This is a genomic window from Fructilactobacillus sanfranciscensis DSM 20451, from assembly GCF_001436035.1.
In the GTDB taxonomy this organism is placed as follows: domain Bacteria; phylum Bacillota; class Bacilli; order Lactobacillales; family Lactobacillaceae; genus Fructilactobacillus; species Fructilactobacillus sanfranciscensis.
This window is the reverse complement of sequence record NZ_AYYM01000003.1, coordinates 58,824-78,494: the sequence shown is the minus strand read 5'-3', so window position 1 is coordinate 78,494 and position 19,671 is coordinate 58,824. Positions and strand designations below refer to the sequence as shown.

Annotated in this window: 25 protein-coding genes and 1 pseudogene; 6 read left to right on the top strand and 20 right to left on the bottom strand. The window is 40.1% G+C overall.

Annotation, left to right across the window (positions count from 1 at the left end; translation table 11 throughout):
* Positions 1 to 278: 278 nt before the first annotated feature.
* The 3 genes from pgmB to FD36_RS01970 are packed head-to-tail and all read right to left on the bottom strand — an operon-like array spanning position 279 to position 4,559.
* Positions 279 to 950, bottom strand: coding sequence for a beta-phosphoglucomutase (gene pgmB / locus FD36_RS01980; RefSeq protein WP_056957726.1), 672 nt, complete (start codon positions 948 to 950; stop codon positions 279 to 281).
* Between the two features lies 1 nt (position 951).
* Positions 952 to 3,213, bottom strand: coding sequence for a glycoside hydrolase family 65 protein (locus FD36_RS01975; protein WP_056957725.1), 2,262 nt, complete (start codon positions 3,211 to 3,213; stop codon positions 952 to 954).
* Positions 3,214 to 3,236: 23 nt separating this feature from the next.
* Positions 3,237 to 4,559, bottom strand: a complete 1,323-nt coding sequence (locus tag FD36_RS01970; protein ID WP_056957724.1) for an SLC45 family MFS transporter — start codon at positions 4,557 to 4,559, stop codon at positions 3,237 to 3,239.
* A gap of 96 nt (positions 4,560 to 4,655) precedes the next feature.
* Between FD36_RS01970 and FD36_RS01965 the strand changes: the two genes are divergently transcribed.
* The gene (locus FD36_RS01965) at positions 4,656 to 5,219 is read left to right on the top strand and encodes a LacI family DNA-binding transcriptional regulator (protein WP_056957723.1); all 564 of its coding nucleotides are present in this window, start codon (positions 4,656 to 4,658) and stop codon (positions 5,217 to 5,219) included.
* The gene (locus tag FD36_RS06875; protein ID WP_225361992.1) at positions 5,170 to 5,433 is read left to right on the top strand and encodes a substrate-binding domain-containing protein; all 264 of its coding nucleotides are present in this window, start codon (positions 5,170 to 5,172) and stop codon (positions 5,431 to 5,433) included. The genes FD36_RS01965 and FD36_RS06875 overlap by 50 nt, the downstream gene beginning before the upstream one ends.
* 44 nt (positions 5,434 to 5,477) lie before the next feature.
* On the opposite strand, the gene FD36_RS01955 is transcribed toward FD36_RS06875, so the two are convergent.
* Positions 5,478 to 6,002: a hypothetical protein gene (locus tag FD36_RS01955; RefSeq protein WP_225361991.1), complete on the bottom strand. Its 525-nt coding sequence runs from the start codon at positions 6,000 to 6,002 to the stop codon at positions 5,478 to 5,480.
* 210 nt (positions 6,003 to 6,212) lie between these two features.
* Between FD36_RS01955 and FD36_RS01950 the strand changes: the two genes are divergently transcribed.
* A complete protein-coding gene (locus FD36_RS01950; protein ID WP_225361990.1) occupies positions 6,213 to 6,422 on the top strand; it encodes a hypothetical protein in 210 nt (69 codons plus the stop codon).
* Between the two features lie 91 nt (positions 6,423 to 6,513).
* On the opposite strand, the gene FD36_RS01945 is transcribed toward FD36_RS01950, so the two are convergent.
* The 7 genes from FD36_RS01945 to FD36_RS01915 all read right to left on the bottom strand — a co-directional run bounded on the left by FD36_RS01945 (position 6,514) and on the right by FD36_RS01915 (position 9,895).
* A complete protein-coding gene (locus FD36_RS01945; protein WP_056957721.1) occupies positions 6,514 to 7,029 on the bottom strand; it encodes a GIY-YIG nuclease family protein in 516 nt (171 codons plus the stop codon).
* Positions 7,030 to 7,118: 89 nt separating this feature from the next.
* The gene (locus tag FD36_RS01940) at positions 7,119 to 7,373 is read right to left on the bottom strand and encodes an orotidine 5'-phosphate decarboxylase / HUMPS family protein (RefSeq protein WP_225361288.1); all 255 of its coding nucleotides are present in this window, start codon (positions 7,371 to 7,373) and stop codon (positions 7,119 to 7,121) included.
* 136 nt (positions 7,374 to 7,509) lie between these two features.
* The gene (locus FD36_RS01935) at positions 7,510 to 7,743 is read right to left on the bottom strand and encodes a DUF2922 domain-containing protein (RefSeq protein WP_056957720.1); all 234 of its coding nucleotides are present in this window, start codon (positions 7,741 to 7,743) and stop codon (positions 7,510 to 7,512) included.
* Between the two features lie 14 nt (positions 7,744 to 7,757).
* On the bottom strand, positions 7,758 to 7,961 hold the full coding sequence (locus FD36_RS01930) for a DUF1659 domain-containing protein (RefSeq protein ID WP_014081660.1): 204 nt from the start codon (positions 7,959 to 7,961) through the stop codon (positions 7,758 to 7,760).
* A 325-nt stretch (positions 7,962 to 8,286) separates the two neighbouring features.
* Positions 8,287 to 8,580 carry a sigma factor gene (locus FD36_RS01925; protein WP_056957719.1) on the bottom strand — a complete coding sequence of 98 codons (294 nt, stop codon included), beginning with the start codon at positions 8,578 to 8,580 and terminating at the stop codon, positions 8,287 to 8,289.
* A 67-nt stretch (positions 8,581 to 8,647) separates the two neighbouring features.
* Complete coding sequence (locus FD36_RS01920; protein ID WP_056957718.1) at positions 8,648 to 9,109, bottom strand: threonine/serine exporter family protein; 462 nt, start codon at positions 9,107 to 9,109, stop codon at positions 8,648 to 8,650.
* Positions 9,110 to 9,118: 9 nt separating this feature from the next.
* Entirely contained in the window at positions 9,119 to 9,895 is a 777-nt protein-coding gene (locus tag FD36_RS01915) for a threonine/serine exporter family protein (RefSeq protein WP_056957750.1), read from the bottom strand.
* Positions 9,896 to 10,051: 156 nt separating this feature from the next.
* Between FD36_RS01915 and FD36_RS01910 the strand changes: the two genes are divergently transcribed.
* Positions 10,052 to 10,399 carry a hypothetical protein gene (locus FD36_RS01910; protein ID WP_056957717.1) on the top strand — a complete coding sequence of 116 codons (348 nt, stop codon included), beginning with the start codon at positions 10,052 to 10,054 and terminating at the stop codon, positions 10,397 to 10,399.
* A 53-nt stretch (positions 10,400 to 10,452) separates the two neighbouring features.
* Here FD36_RS01910 and FD36_RS01905 read toward each other — a convergent pair whose 3' ends face one another.
* The 8 genes from FD36_RS01905 to FD36_RS01870 form a co-directional block, all read right to left on the bottom strand.
* Positions 10,453 to 11,358 carry a cation diffusion facilitator family transporter gene (locus FD36_RS01905; protein ID WP_056957716.1) on the bottom strand — a complete coding sequence of 302 codons (906 nt, stop codon included), beginning with the start codon at positions 11,356 to 11,358 and terminating at the stop codon, positions 10,453 to 10,455.
* A 34-nt stretch (positions 11,359 to 11,392) separates the two neighbouring features.
* Entirely contained in the window at positions 11,393 to 11,833 is a 441-nt protein-coding gene (locus FD36_RS01900; protein WP_056957715.1) for a nucleoside 2-deoxyribosyltransferase, read from the bottom strand.
* 1 nt (position 11,834) lies between these two features.
* Positions 11,835 to 12,248, bottom strand: coding sequence for a hypothetical protein (locus FD36_RS01895; protein WP_056957714.1), 414 nt, complete (start codon positions 12,246 to 12,248; stop codon positions 11,835 to 11,837).
* 79 nt (positions 12,249 to 12,327) lie between these two features.
* The gene (locus FD36_RS01890) at positions 12,328 to 13,068 is read right to left on the bottom strand and encodes a DUF1003 domain-containing protein (protein WP_225361989.1); all 741 of its coding nucleotides are present in this window, start codon (positions 13,066 to 13,068) and stop codon (positions 12,328 to 12,330) included.
* Position 13,069: 1 nt separating this feature from the next.
* Positions 13,070 to 13,957: an RluA family pseudouridine synthase gene (locus FD36_RS01885; protein ID WP_056957713.1), complete on the bottom strand. Its 888-nt coding sequence runs from the start codon at positions 13,955 to 13,957 to the stop codon at positions 13,070 to 13,072.
* Between the two features lie 125 nt (positions 13,958 to 14,082).
* Positions 14,083 to 14,388 carry a hypothetical protein gene (locus FD36_RS01880; RefSeq protein ID WP_056957712.1) on the bottom strand — a complete coding sequence of 102 codons (306 nt, stop codon included), beginning with the start codon at positions 14,386 to 14,388 and terminating at the stop codon, positions 14,083 to 14,085.
* 46 nt (positions 14,389 to 14,434) lie between these two features.
* Entirely contained in the window at positions 14,435 to 16,495 is a 2,061-nt protein-coding gene (locus FD36_RS01875; RefSeq protein WP_225361988.1) for a heavy metal translocating P-type ATPase, read from the bottom strand.
* Positions 16,496 to 16,506: 11 nt separating this feature from the next.
* The gene (locus FD36_RS01870; RefSeq protein WP_056957711.1) at positions 16,507 to 16,935 is read right to left on the bottom strand and encodes a CopY/TcrY family copper transport repressor; all 429 of its coding nucleotides are present in this window, start codon (positions 16,933 to 16,935) and stop codon (positions 16,507 to 16,509) included.
* 63 nt (positions 16,936 to 16,998) lie between these two features.
* On the opposite strand from FD36_RS01870, the gene FD36_RS01865 reads away from it, so the two are divergent.
* Positions 16,999 to 17,265 carry a universal stress protein gene (locus FD36_RS01865; protein ID WP_180337697.1) on the top strand — a complete coding sequence of 89 codons (267 nt, stop codon included), beginning with the start codon at positions 16,999 to 17,001 and terminating at the stop codon, positions 17,263 to 17,265.
* 31 nt (positions 17,266 to 17,296) lie between these two features.
* Positions 17,297 to 18,624: pseudogene (locus tag FD36_RS01860) on the top strand (Nramp family divalent metal transporter); the annotation flags it as partial.
* Between the two features lie 132 nt (positions 18,625 to 18,756).
* Here the strand turns inward: FD36_RS01860 and coaA are convergent.
* Positions 18,757 to 19,671, bottom strand: coding sequence for a type I pantothenate kinase (gene coaA / locus FD36_RS01855; protein WP_056957710.1), 915 nt, complete (start codon positions 19,669 to 19,671; stop codon positions 18,757 to 18,759).

Sequence of the window (19,671 nt, the reverse complement as noted above, 5' to 3'; positions counted from 1 at the left end):
TTAGCTGTGGTTAAAAATTTAGTGCATGAATAATCCGGGTCAAAACAAAAATCGTTCTAGTGAGTTGAATAAATCAAGTTTACTAGAACGATCGGAATAGCTATATATCAACATCTGTGTTGACAAAGCGTAGAAAATCAGCTGCCTAAGCAAGGTTCAAAATATTAAATTTTACCGATCATCAGTACCATTTGACTTTGAACCTGGAAACCGATGGCCTTTTTAGTGGCAAACTTATTTGAGTGGTTTATTTTTTTGAGATTATCAACCGTGGTGAGTTAATCAAGTTTTGCCGCAATGTTAGCTAAGGTGACCTCAGCTGTGCTAGCAAAATTAAGGTTCGCCGCCGCCAGTACAGTCGTATCCCCAATCCCCAACGAGACTTCACCGGCCCCGTTGATTGACGCAATTCCGGCTGCCGAATCTTCTAAGCCAATGACTTGTTCCGGTAGCAAGTTCAAGATTTCAGCTGCGCGGACAAAAATTTCTGGATCAGGCTTACCGGCATGTAGCGTTGCTGGGTCAACAATTCCGACAAAGCTATCCGTTAAGCCAAGCTTGTCCAAGATAAACGGTGCGTTCTTTGACGCCGATGCCACGCTCGCCCGGTAGCCCTTATCGTTCAATTCCTTGATGAAATCTGCCATCCCCGGCAAAATATCATCCGGCGTCAAACCAGAAATCAATTCAACGTAGTGGTTATTCTTCCAAGATGCCAACGCCACCTTTTCATCGTGTGTGTAGTCATCTTGCTTGTTGCCAGCCTTCAAAATCATCTCAAGACTGCCCATGCGGTCAATCCCTTTCAATGACTCTTGCAATTCTGGCGTCCAAGTCACGTTTACTTGGTCAGCAAGCGCATGCCAAGCTTGCGTGTGAAACTTAGCGGTGTCCGTGATGACGCCATCCAAGTCAAAGGCAAATCCCTTAATTTCTGAAAACTTCGTCATCTTAGGCCTCCAAAGTTAGCTTTTCACCAGCCAAATCAATCGTCAATGGCTCACCAGACAACAATTCGACGTGTGAACCGTTTTGGTCAACAGCGACTGACAACAAGCGACCGCGGAATAGGAAGCGGAAACTGTAGCCTTGCCACTTATCAGGCAAGAATGGGTCAAAGTGCAATTGATCATCGCGGACACGCATGCCAGCAAATCCTTGCACGATTGATAGCCAGGCACCCGTCATTGACGTGATGTGCAACCCGTCTGACGTGTCGTTGTTGTAGTTATCCAAGTCAAGACGTGCTGTACGCTCGTAGAACTCGACACTCTTATCGGCCATCTTCAAGTCAGCAGCGATAATTGAGTGAACAGATGGTGACAATGATGACTCGTGCACCGTGAATGGCTCATAGAATTCATAGTTGTCACGCTTTTGTTGTTCCGTAAAGGCATCTGGGAAGTAGTACATCGCGTGCAATGTATCTGATTGCTTGATGTATGGTGAACGCAAGACACGGTCCCATGACCAGTGTTGGTTAATTGGCAAGTGCTTTGGATCCAAATCACGGACTGGTACCAATTCCTTGTCCAAGAATGTGTCGTGCGCAACAAAGACGTGACGTGGCACACCGTTGACGTCAGTAACGTCCGCTTCAGGCAAGTACATCTTGTCGACAATCTCTTGCCAGTGCTTGCGTTCTTCAGCTGTAACGTTCAACTTCGTTTGGAACTCTGGTGCAACCGTGTCGATGTTTTCCAAAGCGTATGACAAGACCCACTTAGCCATCCAGTTAGTGTAGTAGTTGTTGTTGATGTTGTTCTCGTACTCGTTTGGTCCGGTAACACCGTGAATCATGTACGCATCGTTGCGTGCTGAATAGTGCACACGGTCAGCCCAGAAGCGTGCGATACCAATCAACACTTCACTACCCTCGTTTTCAAGCCATGAACGGTCACCCGTCAAGTGCGTGTAGTTGTAGATGGCATAGGCGATCGACGAATTACGGTGGATTTCTTCAAACGTAATTTCCCACTCGTTGTGTGATTCGATACCATCGAAGGTCACCATTGGGAACAAAGCCCCAGCCAAGTCTTGTTGCTTAGCATTGTGGTAAGCCCCTTCGATTTGTTGATAACGGTACTTCAACAATGACTTCACGACAGCTGGATCAGTAACCCCTAGGTAAACTGGAATGGCAAATGCTTCCGTATCCCAATACGTCGCACCACCATACTTCTCACCAGTGAAGCCCTTTGGTCCGATGTTCAAACGCGCATCGTTACCATAATACGTGGCAAATAATTGGAATAAGTTGAAGCGAATGCCTTGTTGGGCCGCTTCGTCACCAGTAATCTGAACGTCGGCCTTTTCCCAACGTTCCGCCCATCCAGCCGTGTGTGCATCATACAAGTCGTCATAGGTTGCTGATGCAATGCTAGCAAAAATAGTGTCAGTTGCATGCTTAACAGCAGCATCATCTGCATAATCACGTGAAGTCGTGACAATCACACGCTTTTCAATGCGCTGTGTTACCGCACCAACTTGACCCGCAAAAACGTTTCCAACTTGTTTGTCTTCTTGCACAACATCAATTGCTGGCAAATCCGACACAAATCGTTGCTGGGCCGCCACTGTAAATTGGGGCACACCAAATGGATTGGGCACAGTTCGCGTCATTAAGAACGCCGTGTCGTTGGTTACTTCTGCATCAAGCACGTCCCAGAATTTTTCATCATAATTTGAATCCTCATTGACGACGTCGCCATCAATCAATGCCGTCAACTGCACATCGTGGGTCTGCCCATCAATAGCTGTGAATGACCACCGCAAATCAGCCAGTTCCTTCGTCGCAACCGAGATGAAGCGATCGACTTGTACCCGCACACCGTTAACCGTAAATTGACGGTGCAGGACACCTGCTTGCATATCCAAAGTGACTTCAAAATCAGTGTAAGGTACCGTTGCTAAATCAACCGTGACCCCATCAATTTGAATAATCGCTTTCACAAAATTCAACGCATTAATCGCCTTACCGAAGTACTCTGGGTAGCCGATTTTCCACCAACCAACACGCGTCTTGTCAGGGAACCAAACGCCCCCAATGTAAACGCCTTGCATAGAGTCGCCGGAATATGTTTCTTCAAACATGCCCCGCATCCCCATATACTCATTTCCAAGTGACGTCATTGATTCTTGCAAACGCTTGTCCGCTGGTTGCAACTCATGCGAGGTAATAGTCCAAGGACTAACTTCAAAAATTCGCTTCATGATATTCTCCTATTTTTAAATTTTTAAACGTGGCTACGGAGCAAACGCCCCACTGACAATGCTGCAATGATTAAAGCAATTGCAGAAACTAACAACATGTGTGGCATTGATGAACCCAACAATGGGAACAAGCCAAATGAGGCAACTGACGCCACAATTTGTGGGATCGTGACGGCCCCGTTGAACAGACCCAAATATGTGCCGTTGTTCTTACCATCCAAAGCTTTCGTCAAAAATGTGAATGGATAAGCCATAATTGCTGCCCAGGCAAATCCGATTAACATGAATGACACCACCAAAGCCCATTGGTTATGAATGAACAAAATCGATACGAACCCAATGGCCCCGAGCAGCAAACTACCGCCATAAGCGAAGCACTCTTGCGCTGGCTTCACCTTAGTCAAAACCAAAGCCCAAAGTACGGCGCCGATTGATTGCACGGCACTCAACATACCAAACCAGTTACCGGCAGCTTGATAGCCGGCTGAATGAGCAGCCGTTGTATGCCAAACCGTATCAGCAATCGTCCCAGTCCCATACGTCCAAAGGTATTGGAAAGCTATCCAGCTAAAGGATTGCACAACTGACAACTTCCAGAAAATGCTTGGTGCGTGCGTCAGCAAGTGCATCACACTTTCTTTTGGTCCTTCTTCTTGAATTCCGTGATACTTGGCATACGTTTCTGGGTCATATTCCTTCACGTTAATCAACGCAATGATGGTTGTAATCACCAAGACAACCGCACCAACGTAGAATGAAATCGCCACTGAATCTGGAATGACGCCTGGCTTAGCCGTGTTGGCCACCCCCATCGCCGTCAATGCGAATGGGAAAATTGAGGCTAACACTGAACCAGCATTGGCTAAGAATGATTGGACTGAATACGCGTAACCTTTTTGTTCTTCGTTAACAGTGTCGCCGACGACCATCTGGATTGGTTGCATCGCCATGTTGAATGCCATGCCCATAAACAGGATAGTGATGGCACCAAAGATCAACGCGATCGTTGCTTTGAATCCCAAGCTTCCTGCGTTTGGCAACAAGAACATCACGATAGCTGACACGACCGCTCCAATCATCAGATACGGCATACGACGACCAAATCGATTCCATGTCTTATCTGATAAACGGCCAATAATTGGTTGCACGAGCAAGCCGGCGGCCGGTGGTAGGATAAAGAAAAACCCCAGCGAGTGCGGATCAGCTCCAAGTGTTTGTAATAGTCGTCCCAAGTTTGAGCTCTGCAATGAGAAGCCCATTTGTACACCAAAGAATGCGAAACTCAACATCCAAATGGTATGTAATGGTAATGTTGGTAGATTTTGACGAGTCTCCTCATTTATCATCTTCGTTCCCCTTATAAACTCAATTGTATTTTTGTTTGCAAATGTAAGCGTTTAATTCACAATTTTAAATATAACCGATTCTAAAATCAGATGCAAGTGTTTTTTGAAATTACCGGTAACATGTTTGCCTTCATCTTGTTAGATGATATCAATGAAATTGAACCATATTATGCGCATTTATTGCTGCATTTAACGGATGAATTACGGCAAGCTGGTTACACCTTGGAAATGCGGCACGATCGTAATTTTGATTTAACAAACGTGGATGGTTTCTTAGTCAGTGGCGCTCTCGGATCAGATTTTGAACTCTTGCAGAGTTTAACCGTTCCTGTCGTCATTTATGGTACTGAACCGGTGATCCCGTCAGTGGATATCGCCAATAAGGCCGGCACCCAGTTGGCGACCAACACCCTGCTCGACGCTGGTTATGCGCGCCTGATTTATCTTGGCATCGATATGTCTGAACCATTTGTTGTTAATCGCGAGGTTGGTTACCGTGACGTGATGTTAACAGCTGGTCGGACAACTGAGATATATCATCTGCCAAATGATGAGCACGCAGCCCAAGCCTTTTTAGCCGGCCTTAAACCTGTGTGGCAGCACCGGGATTGTGGCTGCGACAGACCGATTGGGATTAGGTGCATTGCGGGCTGGTCGTAGCCAGAAACTAACAGTGCCCACCGACTTAAGCATTGTTGGTTTCGATGGTATCTATGTCCATCAACTAGCGGAGTTGCCGATTACGACGATTCAGCAACCACTTGCAACCATTGCCCAACATATGTTTGCTTTACTGATGAAGCAATTGGCTGGCGAAACAGTGACATCGGTTTACGTTGTACCAGAATTACTGCACGGGGCTACAACTGCCTAAAAAAGCCGGTGAGACACAAAGTTCCACCGGCTTTTTGGCTATTGTTAGCCCACAAAAATATTCTTACCCAAACTCAACATTTGCAAGTACTCTTCAGATTCACCAGCAATAATAAAGGCCGCATTACCTGATAGCACCGTCAACTTACCAGCGTGTGAACGGGCGTAGACGCGATCAAATAATTTTTCTTGCAACTTAGCACGATTACCGGCCAATTGCTCCAAGTTTTCAATCACCAGGACATCGTAATCGTCATAACGATCCTTGAACTTTTGCGCCCCAACTTGACCACCACGTTGACCAGCTTCATAGTCTTCCATGAATTGTTCAACTTCAACGATGGTCACACCGGTATCGAACGCTTGGTTAATCAAGCGTTCACGGAACTCGTAATTTTCACCACGAACTAAAATCATCTTCAAATGATCATTGTTCATCACATCAGTCGCCGCCCACTTCAATTGACCTGGTACATCGTCAATATTAATGTCTTCATGTTTAACTTCTAATAACTTCGACAACACTTCGATTTGTTGATTCAACCCGGCAACTTGGGCCTTCAAATTCAAAATGACCTGCTCAATTGCTTCTTAATGTTGTGCTTCAACCATAATTGTTGTCCCCCTATCCTAAGTAGTTTGTACCATAAGCACAGCACGCACCCTTGATGTCCTCTTATAATAAGTACTATCTTAATAGCACAATTTCCAGGAGGTCATGATATGAAATACACCCTACTTTAAGAACACGCACCACTCTTCAGAAATGGCGACTTAGACTTGTTTTTAGCCGACGTCGAGCTTGAGGCGGACATTTGCAACATCCCTTTTGATGAAGCCAAAACCCGCCAACTCATTGCCGACTTAGCGCAGCAATCAGAAGGACTTGCGATTGGCTTTCTTGCCACTTATCCGACGTATGGGCACTATGATGCGCTCGGTCGTGAAATCGACGTGGCATTGGAAATTGCGGTTATCCGCCAAGACTAGACGTACATTTTCTTATCGCGGGCCTGCCAATTGCCATTAGCAGCACTCACACCAATTCGGGTGGCTAAATTCGCCCAAAACTTAATATCAGCTAACGAAACACTCCCCAATCTGATGACAGAACAAGTGTAGATACTAATTTAGTAAAGACGTCTCTGTAAGAGCTTCCTGTATAATACTGTCCACCAAATAACAATGATAAGGCAGAAAATTGGCTTAATTTATCAATATAGCTCTGATTACCTTGGGTATTATTATCTAGTTCGATTTCTGCTCGTTTCATTTTTTCAATTATTTTGCGTTCTAGCAGATCTAACTGTGCTTTTGATAAATGGCCATCTTCGCGGCCAAAAAATATTAATTTATTCCACCAAGGCTTATTAATATAATGTTGCTGCAACCGATTAAAAATAGCATTTGATGCTTGACCTATATATCGTTTATCACCACCTAACAATATATAGATGCCAAGTTTTTTAGACTCATCAATCAACTGAATGCTAGCTAAATCGTCTTTATTCGCAATGACCACAAATGATGGTTCGTCATAGAATATTGAAATGTTATCATTCCCTGACTCTCGGTTGATAAATATGTGATTGGGCATGTGATCATCGACCTATTCTTTAGGCACTATTATACCGCCGAACAAAAAAACAGCCCCCATTATCTACTAGTCAGATAATGGGGGCTGTTTTAATAGGTTTTGTTAGGGGCGATAAGTATATTAACGGCTTGATTTACTTCATAGACAGCAACATCCATAATTTTTAAATCAGCAAGTAAAGTAATGTCAGGAAATTGTTTTCTGATTTTAGCTAAACCTTCTAGACCAAAGTTAATTACCAATGGAGTATCGTATTCAAAAATATCGATACTGTCCTTTGTTTTTTCAATTAATTTAATTGCACCATCTACATCTTCTAAATCGATAGCAAGTTGAATTTTCATAATTTTGTTCCTCCTCTAATTTCAATGGGTAATAAGTGTCCCACTGATTTCAAAGGTTTAAAAATAATTGGTTTATAACGCAGTGCACACAAAAAGGCCGATATCCGCAGATATCGACCTTTTCGTTTACCTAAACCTATGCAGTTTTCTTGCTATCATCAAAAATTGGATAATTCTTGTTGTCCAGGTAACGAGCACTCACTGGAGTGGCGTATAGTTTAACGCCATCTTTTTGAAACATTTCCAAAGCTGAGATGCGTTCCATTAAGGCTTTTGCACTAGTTTCAGTTAAATCTTGCTTAGCATAATTGAATTTAATAGTGCGTACTTTGTGTTCTTCTGATTTAAAAATAAATTCTAAAATTTTCATAAGTTATTCTCCTCTTATTCAGCGATTACGCTTGAGTTATTTACAACAATTTTTTGGACTGCTTCACCTGATAAGTCAGACAAAATTGCACCGAATTTGGCAAGTTGTTCATCAGAAATGTTGTCTACTAAGTTTGCGTAGTTTACTTTACGTCCCTTAAGATGTGCTTCCCCAACCATTGTGAATGTTGCCGTAGTCTTTAACCAGTTCTTTTTCATATTCTTTTTTCTCCTCTTTGTAGGTATCATCATATTTTGTAATCAGTTGGCCAACCCTTACATATACTAGTAACGAATTAGCCATCCAATGTGTTACCCCAAATTGGTTTTATTTTTGTTTTAATTTGATTTCGCCACACGTACAGTGTTTTTCGCGAGACTTTTAAATCTTCAGATAACTGTGACATCGTCTTGCCTTCCAGGTATAGTCCGCGGATTAATAACTGTTCTTTTTCATTTAAGACTGCTAACACGTTATTAAAAATTAGCTTGGTTTCGACATCCGCTAATGCTTCATCATCAAAGGATAGGTTGGTTAGTGTTTCTACCCCCCCCGCAAAATCGGCGTACTGACGCGGGTTGAGCGCCTTAACTTATCTAATAAGCGCCATTTGACAGACTGATAAATATAGCTCAACATCTGTTTTTCGTCGTCTCGTTGGTCGGGATATTTTTGGTATGCATCCACAAATTCGAGTCGTCCTTCTTGCACTAAATCTTGATAATGTTCATGCCACGGTCTGACGTTTAAACGTTTCAGTACCCCAAACACAACCACCTCATGATCACCTTCTAACATAAAATCAAAAGCCGTTTGATAATCGGTTTTATTATCCAAATAAAAAAATCTCCTGTCTGATAGTTTCTGACAAGAGATACGCATAAATTTTATTATTTAATTTTTCTTAAGCCGTTTTCCGTCTCCGTTTCATACTCCGCATCGAATAATTAAACAACTGAATCACTAATTCAGCTAGTAAGAAGCCCATGGCAAGTGATCCGGCAATCATTAAAACTTGCATCAAGAAGCCAAAGGCCACGCGTGGTTTATTCATCGCAATGTTTTTCATAACTTGGTAAGCCTGACCTCCAGGAACTAGTGGCACCAAAGCCGGAATGTTAAAGATAATAACTGGAGCTTTTTTGATACGGGCCGCAATCATTCCAAAGATTCCGAGGGTAAACGCACCTAAGACGTTGCCACCAACGTACCCGCCAATATATGTATAGTAAGCTAAATAAACTAAGTAGCCGGCAACCCCAACAATTCCCCCATCGTTCAGGTATTTCGGTGATACGTTAATTAAAACCGCAAATCCTAAGGTTGCCACATATACACCGGCAATAATAATTAATAGATGTACCATTTCATTCACCTACCCTAACCAAATCAAAGAGAATGCAACCCCGAATCCTAGTGCACACGCACATATTAAAGCTTCAATGCCTCGAGCGGGACCACTAATCAAGTTTCCAGAAATCAAATCCCGAAACGAGTTGGTAATTTGCACTCCGGGAACTAACGGCATTACGGATCCAATGATAATGTTATCGGTACTTTGACCGAGACCAATATGAACCGCAAAAATCGCCATTGCTCCGATTGAAGCGGCAGCCATAAATTCACTAATAAAACTGGCTTGCACGCGGGTGGAAATCACGCTAAAGATTACCCAACCCAACATTCCAACTAGACAAGTAATGAAGAAATCATGAATATCGTTATTGAAAACGACAGAAATACATCCAGAGATTAAGGCGGCGGAGAGCATCATCATCCAATAAGGATAATAAAGTCCAAAGCGATTAATTTTATTCAATAAGTTATAAAAACGTCCGATTGAAATTTTACCTTGCGCATAGTCACGAGATAAGCGGTTCACGGCCGCAATTCGCCGTAAATTAAAGGTTCGTTTCTCAATTTCTTTAATTTGCGCTCCCGCTTCATCATTGGCCGAAATCATAATCCCAGTAATGGTTACGTAGGCATTTAAATCATTTAAGTCAGCGTTTTTCGCAATTCGTTTGATGGTATCAGACACTCGATTTAATTCGGACCCGTTTTCAATTAAAATCGTACCCGCTAACAGGCAAGTTTGGACTACTTTATTTTTATATTCTTTGGATTTTTTTACTGGTTCTGTTTCAGTCATGTGGCCACCAACTTTCTTCATGTTCTTCTAGAATACCAAAAAAATGCCTGTTTTTGTATCCATTTTCCAATTCCTTTTCAAAATTATTTTACGTAATCGTCACTTACCGCTATAATTAGAATATACATTACTGTTTCAAATCCAGGAGGAATTAGCATGAGCGACAATCTATCATTCAATGATTTAAACGAACAGGCACAAATGAAAGCTATTACTGGTTTTATGCCATTTTACGGCAAGTTATTAGCTAACAACGAATTAGACGTAATGACTACTTTTGACTTTGATCATGTCATGGCTGACATTAACCGGACTATCAAAACCGTTAGCAACAAGACTCCAGAAGAAATTTACTCATACGTAATTAACTTTAATTCCGCTGCAATTCACGACTTAGTTAACGAATTACCTCAAACTTACTTCGACAACGGTAACCCTATGACTGATTGGTCAGAATGGTACGTTGATGAAACTAACAGATTAGATCCAGATGCAACGCTTTAATTAACTGCATGCAAAAAGCCCGCCACTTCACTGTGACGAGCTTTTTTTGTTGGTTAAATATCTTTTTTCGAACTATAAAAGAAATCTTCATTTTCGCCCCGCACCGTTTCGGGCTGAATCGTAATATGGTCAATCCCATATTTGGTGGTCAATAAATGATTAATTTTATCGTAGATTTCTTGAACTTGGCTTAAACGTAAATCATCCATATTAACATGAGCTGAGAAAACCACACTGTTTTCATCAACCATTAAAGCGTGCACGTGATGAACACATTTCACACCATCGATTGCTAACAAATCTTGATGAATGGCCTTGTAATCTAAATTAGGTGCACATTCCATCAAAATGCCAACTGACTCACGAATTACAGGCCAGCTTTCCCACATAATGTAGCAAGCCACAGCAATTGTAATCAATGGATCAATAATAGTCCAGTTAAAGAACGTAATCAAAATGGCCCCAATGATAATCCCAAATGATGATAATGCATCACTTAGTAAATGAAGATAGGTCGCCTTCATGTTCAAATTATGCTCTGCACCCTTACTTAATAAAATAGTTGAAAGAGTATTGGCAACCGTTCCAACTACGGCAATGACTAACATAATGACCCCATCCACTTTTTCGGGATGTTGAATTCGATCAATCGCTTCGATAATCAAAAATAGAGAAATTACTACCAAAAAGATTGAATTAAATAATGCTGATAAAATTTGAGCACGTTTGAATCCATAAGTATTGGTTTTGGTTTGTTTCCGTTGGCTAATTACGTGAGCCCCATAACTAAAGATAATCGACAAAGAATCTCCAAGGTTGTGAATCGCATCTGATAGTAGTGACAAACTACCAGAGAAAATTCCACCTAAAAATTCCACAATTGTAATCACAGCATTTAAAACCGTGACTTCAAAGAACCGTTTTCCCGATAATTCTGCGTTATGTTCATGTTCGCTCATTTATAAGTCTCCTTCACATTCGACTTTGTTTCAATTAAATAAGATCGCCGTTATATTCACTGGTTGGCATCTTCTTAAAATCATAGTTTTCCACTTCTTCACCGGTTTTAAGGTAAGCATGGAGACTTTCTGAAATCATTAAGTTAACCGTATTGCCTTTTTGTTGGAAAACCACGACTGGTTTACCCATGGCAACGGCTGCTCCAATTTCGTAAGCAGTTCCACTATCAACGTTTGGGCCTTCAAAATCAATCACAGCTAAAACAGCATCCGCTGCTTCAATGTTTTCGATATCACGTTGGTAAATTTCTTTAGCCCAAGGTTTTGTGAATTCTTCATTTTCAGCTTCTTGGTGTTTTCGTGGTGAATAAAAATCAGCCACCGTTGGGTTATTGGTTAAAGCTTTTTCGACCATTTCAATTCTAGTAATTTGTTCTTCACTAAAAAATGGACTTGCTAAATAGATTTGAGCCATCTTAGTCCTCCTCATTTTCTGCGACAATCCGCCAAGTACCTTCATCTGTTTTTTCTAGTTGTTCAAGATAAGCTAAAGCTGCTTCTGCACGAGTTTGATCGTGTTTTTCAAGAAGGTTTAATCCAGCTCCCGTATTCATTGGTTGACTTAAATTAAAATCACCATCAGACTCTAAATCTCCTTGCGAAAATGCCATGACCGTTTCACCAGTAGCAATCTTCGTGATAATGAAAAACAATGTAAAATCATCATCGGCTGTCATATAAACTGGCAGCGCCCAAATCTTGGGTGAAATTTCCATCATTTCGTAATTCTCGAAATGGTATTTTGCATGATTTTCTTCAGTCACTGGTTCGGCTAAAGTAAACATCATCTTATCAAAGGCTTTGGTGCCTAATTTAATGTTATCTTCCACTGAAAGTCCTCCTAAACAGTTCTTACAAATATTTTAGCATATTATTTTAAGAAAGAATTAATAATTATTAACTTTAACTTTATCTTTGACCCTTTAATTCTCGAATATCATGATGTAATTCATTAACTTCACGTTGTAATTCGCCAATCATTTTTAATTGAATTTGAGCAATCGAAATGGCATGTGGCATTTGTTCTCGTGAAAGTAAATCTAATTTAGCGTGTAAAATCCGTAATTCTTGTTCAGATTTCAAGCTTACATAATAATCATTTTCGGCATTCATCCGATCTAAATCAGCAGCTCGGTTTTGACTCATTAAAATAATGGGTGCTTGAATCGCAGCCACACAACTCAAAAATAAATTTAACAAGATAAAGGGATATTTATCAAAGTGAATCCCAAACAATTGCATTCCATTTAGAATCATCCACGTCGCTAAAATGATAAGAAAAATAATGATGAACGTCCAACTTCCGCCAAACCGCGCAACAGCATTAGCAATCTTTTCACCCACCGTCAAACTGTGTTTCATCACATCATTAACGTCGGTAATTTTGAATTTGGCTTTAGTCATCGTTTTGGCTAACCGGCGATCAAGTTTTATTAATTTTTTATGGTCATCTTGCACTAAAGTATCAACGTGTTGCAAAGTATAATGCAAAATATCCCGATTACAAACAAAATCTGTCGACTTTATTTTTGGATGCTTAACTCGAATAATTCTTTGAACTGGGGCGGCTAACTCAGAAAATAATTTCCCTTCACTCAGTGAGAAATGTTTTCCGTCTAGGTAGCAAGTTTGTAAATCGTCATTTTTCATGCTATTTTCCTTCTTCCATTACCGTTTGCATGTCAGCTGGAATTGGTGCTTGAAATTCCAAAGTTTGCTTTTGAAAGGGATCAACAAACTTTAAACTTTCAGCGTGGAGGGCTTGTCGTTCAATTCCGAAGTTCATTGGTCCATGATAAAGTTCATCACCGAGTAACGGCTTTCCTTGGTGGGTAAAATGAACTCGGATTTGATGGGTTCGCCCCGTATGTAATTTAACTTCCACAACTGTGGCATTCTGCAAGCGTTTTTTAACCCAGTATTCGGTTTTTGACGACTTCCCTTGCTCGGTAACTTCCCGATAGAAATGATCATCAACGCGACCAATTGGTAAATCAATTATCCCGTGTTCATCAGCTACTTGACCTTTGACAATCGCTAAGTAACGTTTATCAATGGTTTTATCAGCCAGTTGTTGATTGGCATAGCTGTTGGCTAATCGATTTTTAGCCACTAACACGACGCCACTCGTAAAACGATCCAATCGCGTAATAATGTGGGGGCGTAAATCAATCGCTTTTTCATCAATTAAATGGCCCTTAATCCGATTTACTAAGGTATCTGTTGAATTAGCGGGACCAGGGACAGTCGTCAATCCCGCTGGTTTATTGATGACTAGCCAATTGTCATCTTCATATAAAATATCTATTGGCTCATGACTAACGGTAACTTGGGGATCAGCTGCTTCGGGCGGAAAAGTGACCGTTACCACTTCTTGTGGTTCAATTTCACGATTAGCGGGAATACTTTGCCCTTGAATTTGAAAGCTAGCTGCATTTTCTTTCAAAGTTTGATACATTCGATGGCTAACGCCATGTTCCGTGACCAATTTCTTTAATGAAATTGGTTGCTGCTCGTCATTTTTCCATTCCACTCGCATGCTAATCTCCCTTTAATTTAATTCGGCTTTTTGTTACCTCAATCTTAACAAAGTGTATTAGGTGTCACAATCAATTTTAGGTAATAAAAACTCCCCAAATAAATTGGAGAGTTTTTACACTTTAATTAATCTTGATCATTAAAGACCCCAGAAGTAATTAAATAATTGTAAGCATCGTCTGCTTTTTTGTAAACATGTTCTTTCGTGTCGTTCCAGTCTTTAGAAATTACCATTCCAGTATCTGAAAGATAGTTAGTAAAAGTTCGAACAGCAACCGCATCTTCACCTTGAGGAACTACTTTGGCACATTGTTGTAAAGTACCAGCATCATCAATGGTTCCCATGATATTAGCATCGTCGCTACCTTTTTTCACTTGAAGGCCAGCATTTTCAGCTAACTTTAAAACTTCTGCATAAACTTTATTATTCATTATAATCACCTATCATTTTTTATTTGCTTACCTTTAGTTTTACCGATTATCTGCGCATATGCAATGTTAACGCATTAATTGCCACGATAATTGTTGAAAGTGACATGATAATGGCACCGATTGCAGGTGATAAAACAATTCCAATTGGTGCTAAAACTCCGGCAGCTAATGGCATGGCAATAATGTTATAACCAGACCCCCACCAAAGGTTTTGAATCATCTTACGATTAGTAGCTTTAGCAAGGTCAATGAAATCAATGATATCTTCTGGATCACTCTTAACCAAAACCACATCAGCTGAATCAATTGCTACGTCAGTTCCAGCTCCAATGGCAACTCCGATGTTAGCACGTGACAAGCTAGGAGCATCGTTCACCCCATCACCAACCATCATGACATCATTTCCTTTAGCTTGATATTCTTTAATAATTTCTTCTTTTTGACCTGGTAATAATTGAGCTTTGTAAGCAATGTCACCTAATTCATGAGCGACGCGTTTGGCAGCTAAATCATTATCTCCAGTTAGCATAACTGGCACAATGTGCATGGCGCGAAGGTGTTTAACTAATTCAAAGGAAGCGGGACGAATCACGTCTCCTTGAGCGACAATTCCTAAGACTTGGTCACCACTAATCAAGTAACTAACTGAGTTACCTTGACCAGCTAATTTATCAAATTGGGCTTGATCATAAGCCATGTTGTGAGCTTTAAGATAAGCAGCGGTAACAATCGCATAGTCTTTACCAGCAATCGTTCCTTTGACTCCAACCCCTTGCATAATATCAACGTTTTGGGCTGGAACAACGGTTACCCCTTCTTTTTTAGCAGTGCGAACTAAGCCAACTGCTAAAGGATGACTCGAATTGACTTCGAGGTCAGCTAGAATTTGGAGAACTTCCTGTTTTGTTAAATCAGAAAGTGATTCCAAAGCATTAACGGTAAAGACCCCTTCTGTTAAGGTTCCAGTTTTGTCCATAAAGACGTAACTAAGTTTTTTCACTGCTTCAATTGATTGACGATTTCTAATTAACAAACCATTTTGCGCAGCAATTGAAGTACTTCGAGCAATCACTAATGGAACAGCTAATCCTAAAGCATGAGGACATGCAATTACTAAGACTGTTACCATCCGTTCCAATCCATAACTAAAGCCACTGATAATTGTCCAAACAATTAAGGCTAAAATTCCGATTGATAAGGCACTGTAGAATAACCATCGTGAAACGCGATCAGCTACAGTTTCCGCTTTTGATTTTTCTTTTTGCGCATCTGCCACTAATTCAATTACTTGGGCAAGATATCCATTTTTACCAGTTGCCGTAACTTTAACGGTTAACGCACCATCACCATTAATAGAACCACCAATTACTTTGCTATCAACCTTTTTGGTAACGGCTTTTGATTCACCAGTGACTAAAGCTTCATTAACAGCGCTAGTTCCTTTAACAACCACTCCATCAGTGGGAATCTTTTCCCCGGCTTGAACTAAGACTTCTTCACCAACCATTAAGTCACTTAAGGGTACATCTTTAGTCGAACCATCTGGTTGAATTAGGTGGGCAGTGTTAGGAAGTAAGGCAGCCATTTTTTTCACCGCGCTTCCCGCACTCATTACGGCACTCATTTCAATCCAGTGACCCAATAACATGATGACAATTAAACTTGCTAATTCCCAAAAGAAATTCATAACCATGACATGTTTATCTACAAAGGTATTCATAATAAAGGAACAAACACTGTAAATGTAAGCCACACTAATTCCCATGGAAATCAAGGTCATCATAGCAGGTGCCTTGGCTTTTAGTTCTTCTTTGGCTCCACTAAAGAATGGTTGTCCTCCATAGAAGAATAAAATCGTCGCTAAGACTAAAACCACCCATTGTGATCCAGGAAAAGTAAGTTGAAATGGTAAAACAATTCCCATAAATGGTGAAAGTAATAAAATTGGAATCGCCAAAATTAGGGAAATCCAAAAGCGACGTTTAAAATTATCCATGTGCATCATGTGACCGCCGCCCATATCCATCATGTCATCGTGTTTCATGTTCATGTTATGATCCATTTTCATCGAATGGTCCATGTGCATGTCTTGCTTATTCATATCCATTTTGAAACCTCCTACTCACAGCTACCTGATGGTAAACAGTTACAATCAACTTCATCAGGAGCCGTCTTCATTTTTTCTGTAATTACTTTTTGTAAAGTAGCTAAATCATTTTTCGTCATTTCTGTTTTTTGCACCAACTCAATGAGTGTTTTTCCACTCTTCATCTTGCAGAGATGGCTAAATAACTCGTCGGCGCTTTGGTTCATGGCCGTTTGTTCTGGTACTAAAGCCCGATAAACAAACTGCCGGCCGTCTTTTTCACTCGTTAAAAAACCTTTTTTAACTAAGCGAGCTAGCAATGTTTTAATCGTCGAATCTTTCCAATCTGACGCTGCTTGTAAATTTTCAATGATGGTTCGTGTCGAAGCAGAACCTAGTGACCACACGATTCGCATCACATTCCATTCTGCTCCCGTAATTAATTCAATGTTATTTTTCATATTTCACCGCACTTTCATCTACAGTTGTAAACACAAATTGATTATAGTTTACATTTGTAGATTTTGCAACTAAAACAACATCAATTTACTTTTATAGTTGAAGTAGTGCAAAAATACGTCAAAATGGCTAAAGACTTTGGTGTTGAAAAAGTAGTCGGAATGACAAGCGAAGGTGAAGGAATTGTCAACGAAATTCTTGATGCCATTATTCCTGATACTGGTCCAGATTTATTAGTATGTGGTGCTGACGAAGATGGTGAACACCATTATTCTAGTATTAGTATCAAATTAGCTAAAAAAGCTAAAATTTCTGTAATTGTAATTCGTTAAGCCATTAAAAATTAAAGAAGATGTTTGTGGAATGGCAGAAACACCAAAAAAGCACCATAAACTAATTGAATATGCGAATGGGAAATCATTAGATGAAATTAATGGTTCTGTAACCGTTCCGCGTAACATTGGATTTTGGAAAACCTTATTTATGTACTCAGGACCTGGTGCATTAGTCACGGTTGGTTATATGGATCCTGGTAATTGGTCAACTTCAATTACTGGGGGACAAAATTTCCAATACCTACTAATGTCGATTATCTTGATTTCAAGTTTGGTTGCGATGTTATTGCAATACATGGCAGCTAAACTTGGAATCGTGAGTCAAATGGATTTATCCCAAGCAATTCGGGCTAGAACTAGTAAGTCATTAGGAATTATTTTGTGGATTTCTACTGAACTAGCAATTTGTGCAACTGATATTGCGGAAGTTATTGGGGGGGAGCAATTGCCCTGAACCTTCTATTTCATATTCCAATTCTAATCGCTGTTTTCATTACAGTCCTAGATGTTTTGGTATTGCTAATATTAACTTCGATTGGGATTAGAAAAGTTGAAGCTATCGTAGTTTGTTTAATTTTTGTAATTTTCTTTGTCTTTGCTTATGAAGTTGCCCTATCTAACCCAAACTGGTTAGGAATTTTTAAAGGTACAATTCCAAGCATTGACACAGTTAAAGAAACTCCCGTTGTGAACGGAATGTCACCATTAACCGGTTCACTTGGAATTATCGGGGCAACTGTTATGCCCCATAACTTATTTTTGCATTCAGCTATTTCGCAAACCAGAAAAGTTGACCATAACGATGAAGATGATGTGGAACGTGGAGTTAAATTTGCGGCCATGGATTCAAACGTTCAATTAACAATGGCTTTCTTCGTTAATGCCCTCTTGTTAATTATGGGTGTGGCTGTCTTTAAATCTGGAGTAGTAAAGGATCCATCATTCTTTGGTTTGTTCCATGCCTTATCAGATCCAAGTATGATGAGTAACGGAATTCTTAAAAATGTTGCCAAAACAGGAATTTTATCAACTTTATTCGCCGTTGCCTTATTAGCTTCTGGTCAAAACTCCACGATTACTGGAACCTTAACTGGTCAAGTAGTTATGGAAGGTTTCATTCACATGAGAATGCCTCTTTGGGCACGTCGTTTAGTAACTCGGATTATTTCAATTATTCCAGTTACCATTTGTGTAATGATGTCGAGTGTGGGATCAGAAATTTCTCAACATGAGGCCCTCAATGACTTAATGAACAACTCACAAGTTTTCTTGACCTTTGATTTGCCATTTGCGATGTTGCCATTATTAATCTTAACTGATAGCACCTTTGAAATGCATGGTCATCGCTTTACTAACTTGGGTTCTCTACGAAATTGTTAAGAATGGAAAGATGTTAGAGAAAAAAGAAAAAGCTGCTTCTGAAACATTTAACTAAACTAACAAAAAAAATCTCAATCAGTTAGAAATTTCTAACTAATTGGGACTTTTTTAGTATTTACGTAAATAAATTTGGTCAATTCGATGTTGCGGTCCTTTATGAATAATCACATTGGCCCGATCACGAGTTGGTAAAATAAATTCATTTAAGTTAGGTAAGTTAATGGTCTCCCACGTGTGACGTGCCATTGCTAAGGCTTCTTCATCGCTATATTTGGTATAACGATATAAATAGTTTTCTGGATCGTTAGCTGACGTTTTCACTAATTGTTGGAAACGATTCAAAAACCAGTCTTCAATTAGGTTAACATCAGCATCAATGTAAATCGAAAAATCAGTAAAATCACTTACATAAATATTTTGTTCTGCTGGAATTTGTAAAGTGTTAATTCCTTCCATAATCAAAATATCCGGATTATTAATCTCAGCAAATTGATCTGGAATCACATCATAAACTTGATGCGAATATAACGGAGCCTTCACCTTTGGTTGTCCTTCTTTAACTTTGACTAAAAAATCAATTAACGCTGTCATGTCATAGCTTTCGGGAAAACCTTTCCGTGCTAAAATCCCCTTCTCTTCTAAGAGTTTAGTTGGATACAAAAAGCCATCCGTCGTAATCAACTGGGTTTTCCGATTCGGCAATAAATAAGCAAATAAATATTGCAATAACCGAGCGGTCGTTGATTTTCCCACGGCAACACTCCCCGAAATTCCGACAATAAAAGGTGCTTTAACCGGTTTACGATGTAAAAAATCACTCTTTTTATCCTGCCATTGCCGATAACTCGCTAGTGCTTCACTAATTAAGTGAACTAGTGGCATATAGACTTTGGTCACGTCATCAAGCGATACTTTATCATTAAAAGCCTTTAAATTTTCCAAATCAGCCAAAGTAATTGGATTTAAATTAGTGGGATAAAATTGTTCCCAGGTTGCTTTATCATAAGCATAAAAATTGTCCAT

Coding starts and splice junctions, on each gene's coding strand:
- pgmB (WP_056957726.1), bottom strand. CDS start 950: ATGACGAAGTTTTCAGAAATTAAGGGATTTGCCTTTGACTTGGATGGC.
- FD36_RS01975 (WP_056957725.1), bottom strand. CDS start 3,213: ATGAAGCGAATTTTTGAAGTTAGTCCTTGGACTATTACCTCGCATGAG.
- FD36_RS01970 (WP_056957724.1), bottom strand. CDS start 4,559: ATGATAAATGAGGAGACTCGTCAAAATCTACCAACATTACCATTACAT.
- FD36_RS01945 (WP_056957721.1), bottom strand. CDS start 7,029: ATGCCCAATCACATATTTATCAACCGAGAGTCAGGGAATGATAACATT.
- FD36_RS01940 (WP_225361288.1), bottom strand. CDS start 7,373: ATGAAAATTCAACTTGCTATCGATTTAGAAGATGTAGATGGTGCAATT.
- FD36_RS01935 (WP_056957720.1), bottom strand. CDS start 7,743: ATGAAAATTTTAGAATTTATTTTTAAATCAGAAGAACACAAAGTACGC.
- FD36_RS01930 (WP_014081660.1), bottom strand. CDS start 7,961: ATGAAAAAGAACTGGTTAAAGACTACGGCAACATTCACAATGGTTGGG.
- FD36_RS01920 (WP_056957718.1), bottom strand. CDS start 9,109: ATGGTACATCTATTAATTATTATTGCCGGTGTATATGTGGCAACCTTA.
- FD36_RS01915 (WP_056957750.1), bottom strand. CDS start 9,895: ATGACTGAAACAGAACCAGTAAAAAAATCCAAAGAATATAAAAATAAA.
- FD36_RS01910 (WP_056957717.1), top strand. CDS start 10,052: ATGAGCGACAATCTATCATTCAATGATTTAAACGAACAGGCACAAATG.
- FD36_RS01905 (WP_056957716.1), bottom strand. CDS start 11,358: ATGAGCGAACATGAACATAACGCAGAATTATCGGGAAAACGGTTCTTT.
- FD36_RS01900 (WP_056957715.1), bottom strand. CDS start 11,833: ATGGCTCAAATCTATTTAGCAAGTCCATTTTTTAGTGAAGAACAAATT.
- FD36_RS01890 (WP_225361989.1), bottom strand. CDS start 13,068: ATGAAAAATGACGATTTACAAACTTGCTACCTAGACGGAAAACATTTC.
- FD36_RS01885 (WP_056957713.1), bottom strand. CDS start 13,957: ATGCGAGTGGAATGGAAAAATGACGAGCAGCAACCAATTTCATTAAAG.
- FD36_RS01880 (WP_056957712.1), bottom strand. CDS start 14,388: ATGAATAATAAAGTTTATGCAGAAGTTTTAAAGTTAGCTGAAAATGCT.
- FD36_RS01875 (WP_225361988.1), bottom strand. CDS start 16,495: ATGGATATGAATAAGCAAGACATGCACATGGACCATTCGATGAAAATG.
- FD36_RS01870 (WP_056957711.1), bottom strand. CDS start 16,935: ATGAAAAATAACATTGAATTAATTACGGGAGCAGAATGGAATGTGATG.
- coaA (WP_056957710.1), bottom strand. CDS start 19,671: ATGGACAATTTTTATGCTTATGATAAAGCAACCTGGGAACAATTTTAT.